The following is an 8,718-nucleotide window of genomic DNA, read 5'->3' on the forward strand; positions in this document are numbered from 1 at the left end:
CGCCGCGGCAACTCTGCCAGAAACTCCCTTGTAGCTCCCATCGAGAAACTCCCCACAAATCAAAGAAGCCTCTGGATCGCAGATCAGGCGCTATGACGTAAGTGTGGGCGCGGCGCACCGGTTACAGTCAATCGAGTGTCCGCTTTGAAAGCACGAGAAGGGCGAAATCGCGTCGTCAGCGAAGATCTGCTGTCCGCCGAATTGTTCAAGGCTGTGTCCGCAAGCCCCGAAAACACCATCATCCAAGGAGAGCGGCACTCGAGGCTTCGTAAGGCGAAGTAGAGATCAGACGACGCAATAACGTACTTAGGCCGGGGCCGCTCTGTAGCGACCCCGGCCCCGCTATCTGACTCAGTCCTCGTGGCAGGCTTGAAAGGCCTCGATCGCAGCTGAGAGCAGGCAGGCAATGGTTTCCAGCGTTGCGCCATCACGCGTGATGCGCCAGCGCCGTCCGTAAGGGTCGATCGGACGCTGGCGCGCATGGATGGCTTCACCTTCAAGGCGTTCGACTTCTACGCGGCGGCACACTTGTCGATACATGCCACGGCAGGCCGCGAGCCGCGCGGCATCTGTGGCGGCAGGGTCCAGCATGTCGTGATACGTGGACATGCTCGGCGAGAAGGGCTCGGCCGCAGCATGTGCGCGGAAGTCGATCAGGTCGAGCCATTGGGCGGCGCGCCGCGTGAGTTCGCGCGCCTGAGCAAGCGTCGCCGTTTGCGCTTTGCACATCATGCGGCCTCCCGTATGCCGACAATACCGGCGAGGTGAAGCGCCTCGAGTGCTCGCACTCCGCGGCCCAGCGTCTCCGCGCAGCGCCGCGCGATATCCGCCCGGGGATCATCCGGGTGGACGGCTGCAAAGCGCCGGGCCTCGACGCTCTTGATGTCGGTGGTGAATTCGAGACGTAGCAGGCGGTTGAGCTCATGGAGCTCGCCACGGCGGGCAGCAAGATCGTTGCCAGCTTTCGCTGCCTCGACGACGGCGCGGGCTCGTGCTGCCCATTTGCGTCCGCCCAGAAGCTCGGCCGAGGCGACAAGGCTGTCACCTTCTGCGCGCAGCCAGCGCATGAATTCGCTGGCCTTGTTCATGTGCCGGAGCAGGGCACGGATATCGGGAATGTGTTTCATGGGATCACCTTTCCTGGTGGAATGCGCGGGCCCGCCATGGGCCGCGTCAGAAGATCCCTGCTCCGGTCAAATGATTTTGTTTATGGTGTCCGCGTCATCGTCGGCACGAGGTTGCTCGGCGCGGCCTCATCAAGAGGGCCGTGCCGGGCAATCCGTGATGCCAGAGGCGCGCAGATTCAGCCTAAGGGGTCAGATTTTGGGTTCCAAAACCTGCTTCGGAAAAAGCCTGTATCTTCCAGTACTTTACAGACGCTGGCAAAACTTTTGCCAACGCGTGGCAGTAAAATCCGCCGATTTGGCATAACTACGCCCGCAACGACAAAAAAGCCGATCACCGCCCCCTATGCGCATTTGCTGTGACCGCAGCTTGCGCAGGTCATGCAGCCTTCGATCATGCGCATGTCGTAGCTGCCGCAGGCGGGGCAGGCGGGGCCTTTGGGGGGGTCGAGGTTCGTTACCTGTGCCGTGGGGTCTGACTTGAGGCCGAGGCCCTCGCCCGCGAGAAAGCCGATCTGCACCATGTGGCGTTCCAGAACCCCGCCGATGGCGGCGAGGATCGAGGGGATGTACTTGCCGTTCATCCATGCGCCGCCGCGCGGGTCGAACACCGCCTTCAACTCCTCGACCACAAAAGAGACATCGCCGCCGCGCCGGAACACGGCCGAGATCATCCGCGTCAGCGCCACGGTCCAGGCGTAATGCTCCATGTTCTTGGAATTGATGAACACCTCGAAGGGCCGCCGGTGCCCGTTCAGCACGATATCATTCACCGTCACGTAGATCGCATGGTTGCTGTCGGGCCACTTGAGCTTGTAGGTCGCGCCTTCGAGTTCGGTGGGCCGGTCGAGCGGGTCGGACATGTAGATCACTTCACCGCCCTCGCCCGGCATCGCGCCCTCGCCGGGCACCTTGTCGGCGCTCTCGCTCACGCTCAGGACCGAGCCGGTCACGTCATTGGGCCGGTAGGTGGTGCAGCCCTTGCAGCCGGTCTCATAGGCCTGCATGTAGACCTCCTTGAACGCCTCAAATCCGATATCCTCGGGGCAGTTGATGGTCTTTGAAATACTCGAATCCACCCATTTCTGCGCCGCCGCCTGCATCTTCACGTGATCCTCGGGGGCGAGAACCTGGGCATTGACGAAATAGTCGGGCAGTGGGGCGTCGCCCATCCGGTCGCGCCACATCTGCACGGCGTAATCGACCACCTCTTCCTCGGTACGGGATCCGTCCTTTTGCAGCACCTTGCGAGTGTAGGAATAGGCAAAGACCGGCTCGATCCCGCTGCTGACATTGCCCGCATAGAGGCTGATCGTGCCGGTCGGCGCAATCGAGGTCAGGAGCGCGTTGCGGATGCCGTGTTGCGCGATGGCTGCGCGCACGCTTTCATCCATGTTCTGCAAGTTGCCAGAGGCCAGGAAACCATCCGCATCGAACAGCGGAAACGCTCCTTTTTCCCGCGCCAGATCCACGGAGGCGAGGTAGGCGGCGACGGCGATCTTGTGCATCCAGATCTCTGTCTGCCGCACCGCCTTGTCAGAGCCATAGCGGAGCCCAAGCATCAGGAGCGCATCGGCCAACCCAGTGACACCCAGCCCGATCCGCCGCTTGTTGCGCGCCTCCTCGGCCTGCGCTGCGAGCGGGAATTGCGATACGTCCACCACGTTGTCCATCATCCGCACTGCCACGCGCACCAAGTCCTTGAGCGCCGCCGCATCGAGCCGCGCGCGCGGTTCGAATGGCTCGATCACCAGCCGCGCCAAGTTGATCGAGCCCAAAAGGCAGGCCCCATAGGGCGGCAGGGGCTGTTCGCCGCAAGGATTGGTCGCGGCGATTTCCTCACAATAGGCAAGGTTGTTCGCCTGATTGATCCGGTCGATGAAGATCACCCCCGGCTCGGCATAGTCATAGGTCGCCTGCATGATCCGGTTCCACAGGTCACGCGCCTGCACGGTGTGATACACCTTGTCATCAAATTGAAGCTCCCAGGGCCCGTCTGCCTTCACGGCTTCCATGAAAGCATCCGTCACCAGAACGCTCAGGTTGAACATCCGAAGCCGCGCCGCATCGGACTTGGCGGCGATGAAATCCTCGATATCGGGGTGATCGCAGCGCATGGTCGCCATCATCGCGCCGCGCCGTGATCCCGCGGACATGATCGTGCGGCACATCGCGTCCCAGACATCCATGAACGACAGCGGCCCGCTTGCATCCGCCGACACGCCCTTGACCACCGCGCCCTTGGGCCGGATCGTCGAGAAATCATAGCCGATGCCGCCGCCCTGCTGCATGGTCAGCGCCGCCTCGCGCAGATTGTCAAAAATGCCGCTCATGTCGTCGGGGATGGTGCCCATGACGAAGCAGTTGAACAGCGTGACCTTGCGCCCGGTGCCTGCTCCAGCGGTGATCCGTCCTGCGGGCAGGAACTTGAAATCCGCCAGAGCCTCGTAGAACCGCTCTTCCCAGACATCCGGATCCGCTTCGGCGCGGGCCAGAGACCGCGCGATCCGCCTCCAGGTGTCCTCGACGCTGGCATCACCGCCTTCGTCATTCACGAAACGGTATTTCATAGTCCAGATCTGTTCCGCGATCGGGGCGGCAAAACGGGTCATGAGCGGCGATTCCCTTGGTCGGTGGCAGACGCAAAGGATAGCCGTCCCGTGTCGCGATTTCCACCATCTCTTGCCCCTCGCAGTGAGAACGCTACGATATCTGGCAACTCATAGAGGATTCGCGCGTGGCTCTGCATCTCATCAAACTCAGTGTCGGCACCAAATCGGTCGAGGGGCTGATGGAGTGGCAGCAAAACCCGCGCGCCAAGGCCCCGGACGGCCATCCCTGCCATATCACCCGGATGTGGCCCAAACGTGAGAAAGAACTGCTCGAAGGCGGCTCGATCTACTGGGTGATCCAGGGGCTTGTGCAATGCCGCCAGCGCATCCTGCGACTCGACGAGGTGACGGGGGGCGACGGTATTCGCCGTTGCGCCATAGTGCTCGACCCGACGCTTGTCCGTACCACGACGGCCACGAGGCGGCCGTTTCAGGGCTGGCGCTACCTGCCAGGTGCGGATGCGCCCGCAGATCTCGGCCCGGCACGAACAGGCGATGACAGCCTGCCTCCGGAGTTGTCGGCGGCGCTCGCAGATATCGGGGTGTTGTGAACGAGGGCCCGGAACCATCACAACCGCATTGCCGACTATTTTAATCAGGTTTGACAAACGAGAGATTCGGGGATAGGCCAAAGCCATCTCCTAGCCAGCGCCCGCAGCCCGGAGACATCGCCACCCGAGAGGTGCCCATGTCCCAGCTGTGTTTGATCCGAGTTCTGACCATCCAGACAGGCGGCACATGCGCTCTGCCGGACATCCCGGCCGGATCGGGTGCGCGATGTCATGCACTCTATTGACCGAAAGGACATAACATGACCCGCACACTTCTCGCCGCGCTTGCCAGCACAGCATTGACGGCCCTGCCCGCCTTGGCCGCCACCAAGGCCGAGGTTCTGGGTACCTACGCCGATATCGCCGAGGCAGCCTATACCGACAGCCTGACCACAGCAAAGACCCTGCGAGACACTGTCGCAGCACTGACAGCCAATCCCTCGGCTTCCACCCTTCAAGCGGCACGGAGTGCCTGGCTTGCAGCGCGCGTGCCCTACCAGCAGACCGAAGTCTACCGCTTTGGCAATGCCATCGTCGACGACTGGGAAGGCAAGGTGAACGCCTGGCCGCTCGACGAGGGACTGATCGATTATGTCGATGCTGCGGGCGCCGGCGCCACGGACGCCAACCCCTATGCCGCGCTCAACGTCATCGCCAACCCCAGCTTTACACTTTCGGGCCAAGAGATCGACGCAAGCTCAATCACCCCCGCCCTGCTCGAAGGAGAACTGCACGAGGCCGACGCGGTCGAGGCCAATGTCGCCACGGGCTATCATGCGGTTGAATTCCTGCTCTGGGGTCAGGATCTGAACGGAACCGAGCCGGGTGCTGGCAATCGTCCCTGGACCGACTATGCACAGGGCGACGCCTGCACCGGCGGCAACTGCGACCGCCGCGCCGAATATCTCAAGGCCGCGACCGAGCTCTTGGTCAGCGATCTGGACTGGATGGCATCACAATGGGCCCAGGGCGGCGACGCGCGCGCAGCAGTCCTGTCCGACGAAGATGCCGGCATCAAGACGATCCTGACCGGCATGGGATCGTTGTCTTACGGCGAACAGGCGGGCGAGCGGATCAAGCTTGGCGTCATGCTGAACGATCCCGAAGAAGAGCATGACTGCTTCTCCGACAACACCCACAACAGCCACTATTACGACGGGCTTGGCATTCGCAACGTCTATCACGGTGCCTATGTGCGGGTCGATGGCAACGTTGTCTCAGGCCCCGCGCTCGCCGATCTGGTGGCCGGGACCGCACCCGAGGTCGATACCACGCTTCGCTCTGATCTCGATCACACCATGGCCATGCTGGGACGGATCAAGACCACGGCAGAGGCAGGGATGTCTTATGACCAGATGCTCGCGCGCGACAATGCGGCAGGCGAGGCGCTGATCATGGGCGCAGTGGATGCGCTGGTGGCGCAGACCCGCAGCATCGAGCGCGCGGTCGCGGCGCTCGGGCTGGAGGGCATCGCCTTTGAGGGCTCCGACAGCCTCGACAACCCCAACGCGGTCTTTCAGTAAGCACCGCCGCGCGAACAGACCGGATCGCCACACGCGGCGGGACGGTCGCCAAAGGTCTGAGCGCGGCATTCGCCTATCGCTACGGCGGCGACACGGCGCATACCATCGGCGCGCTCCTCGCCCGAGCATTCTGGGAACGATAGGAAAAGGTCACGCCCGTGTTCAAATCCCAGCCATATCGCAAGGCCATTGTGGCCTCCTGCATAGTCATCCTGATCGCGGGCGCGACCGTCGCCGCCCCTCTGGACGAACCACATCTGCCAATCGTCCCGCGCACCGCCGCCGAGGCCGCGCGCATCGCCGATATCACCCGCCCAACCACGGATTTCACCGCACCAGAGAAATTCGAGGCCAATTCCGGCGGGGCCGCCACCGTGCCCGCCCGAGCCAATGAACACGCCTTTTCGCACGCGTCCGCCAATATCTCGTTCGAGCGTGAGCTGAATTTCAAGGTCGGCAACGGCCTCTTTCGTAAGCTCTGGGTCTCCTCGCCCTCGTCCACACTGGCCTCCGACGGTCTCGGCCCACTCTACAACGCCCGCTCCTGCCAACGCTGCCATTTGAAAGACGGCCGTGGCCACCCCCCCGAAGGCACCGAGGACGGTGCCATCTCGATGTTCCTGCGCCTCTCTGTGCCCGCCGACCCCGAGGCGGACATGACCAGGCTTGAAACCTACCTCGCCGCGTTGGGCGATGCCCCCGAGCGCACCCGTCCCGATCCGACCTATGGCGCGCAATTGCAGGATTTCGCCGTTCAGGGCCACGCCCCGGAATACCGGATGGATATGACCTATACTGAAATCGCAATTCCCCTTTCAGGCGGCGACGTCGCCCACCTGCGCGCGCCCACCTACGCCGCCGCTGATCTTGGTCATGGCCCACTTGCCCCCGGCGCGATGCTCTCGCCCCGTGTCGCGCCGCCGATGATCGGGCTCGGCCTGCTAGAGGCCATTCCCGCCGCCGACATTCTGGCCAATGCCGACCCGGACGATGCCGACGGCGACGGCATCTCGGGCCGCGCCCAGATCGTCTGGTCGGTCGAGCATGACCGCCCCATGCTGGGCCGCTTTGGTCTCAAGGCGGGCAACCCGACGATCCGCGAGCAATCCGCCAGTGCCTTTGCCGGGGATATCGGTATATCCAACCCGCTCTTCCCGGATCCTTGGGGCGAATGCACGTCAGCGCAAACAGCCTGCCGCGAGGCCCCGCATGGTGATGGCGACGCCCGGACATGGGAAATCGACGCCGAGGGGCTCGATCTCGTGACCTTCTATTCGCGCAACCTCGCAGTGCCCGCGCGCCGCGATGTGGACGCCCCCGAGGTTCTGCGCGGCAAGGAGGTGTTTTATACCACCGGCTGCACCGCCTGTCACACGCCCAAACACGTCACCCACCGGCTCACCGACCAACCCGAACAGAGCTTTCAGCTGATCTGGCCCTATACTGACATGCTGCTGCATGACATGGGCGAGGGTCTGGCCGATCATCGCCCCGAGGCGCGGGCCACGGGCCGCGAATGGCGCACCCCACCGCTTTGGGGCATCGGCTTGACCGAAGCGGTGAACGGACATACCCAATTCCTGCATGACGGGCGCGCGCGCTCCCTTCTGGAGGCGATCCTGTGGCACGGCGGCGAGGCACAAGCGGCACGCGACACCGTAACCGAGATGCCACCAGAGGACCGCGCCGCGCTCCTCCGTTTTCTGGAGAGCCTGTGATGCTGTTGCGCCTGACCCTTGCCGCCCTCTGCCTCGCCACGCCCCTGTGCGCGGATCTGGCCAGTGCCATAGACGACCACATCCTGCCGGGCTACCAGCGCTTTGCTCAGGCCACCGCAGCCCTTGACGCAGCCGCCGAGACAGAGTGCACCGCTCCTGCCCTGCGCCCGGCCTATCACGCGGCATTCGACGCATGGATAGATGTGGCGCATCTGCGCTTTGGCCCGGTTGAGGATGAGGGCCGCGCGCTCGCCATTGCCTTCTGGCCCGATCCGCGTGGCATCACGGCGCGCAGCCTCACGGGCCTGATCGCGGACGACGACCCGGTGGTCAAAGACCCCGCCGCCTTTGCCACCGTGAGCGTCGCCGCCCGTGGTCTGATGGCGCTCGATCGCTTGCTCTTTGACGACGACCTCAGCAGCTACAATGCGGGCAGCTATCCCTGCCACCTGATCCAGGCAATCGCTGATGACCTCGCCCGCATGGCCCGCGAGATCCACACCGCATGGCAAGACGGGCATGCCGCCCTTCTGCGCAACGCTGGAGAACCTGACAACACCACCTATCTTGCACCGCAAGAGGCCAAACGCGCGCTGCTCACGGCGCTTCTGAGCGGTCTTGAGTTCAACACCGATCAACGCCTTGGCCGCCCGCTTGGCACATTCGAGCGGCCCCGACCGCGTCAGGCCGAGGCCTATCGCTCTGACCGCCCCCTGCGCAATGTCACCCTCTCGCTTGAGGCGCTGCGCGATCTGGCAACGCATCTGGCGGGCACTCCCTCTCGCACGCTCGACGCCATCGACGATGCATTGAGCGAGGCAAAGCGCCTGGATGATCCGCGTCTTGCCGGGGTGTCCGAGCCGCAATCACGCATCCGCATCGAAAGCCTCCAATCGCGCATCCGCGAGGCACGCGAGACCGCCGCGCAGGAGATCGGCACAGCACTTGGCGTCGCCGCAGGCTTCAACGCAGCCGATGGAGACTGAGACATGATCCACCGCCGCACGCTGCTCGGCAGTCTCGCCGCATCCACGCTCTGCCCCGCCCCGCTTTGGGCAGAGGCGGGCGCCCCGCGCTTTCTCGCGGCCGCGCGTGACACCACCGGGCAGCACTTTCTCTGCGGTCTCTCTGCGGCGGGCGAGATCCGCTTTCGCCTGCGCCTGCCGGAACGCGGCCACGCCGCCGCCGCC

At 63.9% G+C, this 8,718-nt stretch carries 7 protein-coding genes and 1 pseudogene; 5 read left to right on the plus strand and 3 right to left on the minus strand.

Features of this window, described 5'->3' with window-relative positions:
* Positions 1-351 precede the first annotated feature (351 nt).
* The 3 genes from Q0X85_RS10235 to Q0X85_RS10245 form a co-directional block, all read right to left on the minus strand.
* A complete protein-coding gene (locus tag Q0X85_RS10235) occupies positions 352-732 on the minus strand; it encodes a hypothetical protein (protein ID WP_297771801.1) in 381 nt (126 codons plus the stop codon).
* Complete coding sequence (locus Q0X85_RS10240; RefSeq protein WP_297771802.1) at positions 729-1,127, minus strand: hypothetical protein; 399 nt, start codon at positions 1,125-1,127, stop codon at positions 729-731. The genes Q0X85_RS10235 and Q0X85_RS10240 overlap by 4 nt, the downstream gene beginning before the upstream one ends.
* 341 nt (positions 1,128-1,468) lie before the next feature.
* A complete protein-coding gene (locus Q0X85_RS10245) occupies positions 1,469-3,736 on the minus strand; it encodes an adenosylcobalamin-dependent ribonucleoside-diphosphate reductase (protein WP_297771804.1) in 2,268 nt (755 codons plus the stop codon).
* 125 nt (positions 3,737-3,861) lie between these two features.
* Between Q0X85_RS10245 and Q0X85_RS10250 the strand changes: the two genes are divergently transcribed.
* From Q0X85_RS10250 to Q0X85_RS10270, 5 genes and pseudogenes are all read left to right on the plus strand, one after another.
* Positions 3,862-4,287, plus strand: a complete 426-nt coding sequence (locus Q0X85_RS10250) for a DUF1489 domain-containing protein (RefSeq protein WP_297771805.1) — start codon at positions 3,862-3,864, stop codon at positions 4,285-4,287.
* A gap of 260 nt (positions 4,288-4,547) precedes the next feature.
* A complete protein-coding gene (locus tag Q0X85_RS10255) occupies positions 4,548-5,810 on the plus strand; it encodes an imelysin family protein (protein WP_297771806.1) in 1,263 nt (420 codons plus the stop codon).
* 203 nt (positions 5,811-6,013) lie between these two features.
* Positions 6,014-7,528, plus strand: a complete 1,515-nt coding sequence (locus tag Q0X85_RS10260) for a di-heme oxidoredictase family protein (RefSeq protein WP_297771808.1) — start codon at positions 6,014-6,016, stop codon at positions 7,526-7,528.
* The gene (locus Q0X85_RS10265; RefSeq protein ID WP_297771807.1) at positions 7,528-8,514 is read left to right on the plus strand and encodes an imelysin family protein; all 987 of its coding nucleotides are present in this window, start codon (positions 7,528-7,530) and stop codon (positions 8,512-8,514) included. Before Q0X85_RS10260 ends, Q0X85_RS10265 begins: the two co-directional genes overlap by 1 nt.
* Positions 8,515-8,517: 3 nt before the next feature.
* A pseudogene (locus tag Q0X85_RS10270) lies at positions 8,518-8,718 on the plus strand (DUF1513 domain-containing protein); the annotation flags it as partial.

Source organism: uncultured Roseovarius sp., from assembly GCF_947259555.1.
Classification (GTDB): domain Bacteria; phylum Pseudomonadota; class Alphaproteobacteria; order Rhodobacterales; family Rhodobacteraceae; genus Roseovarius.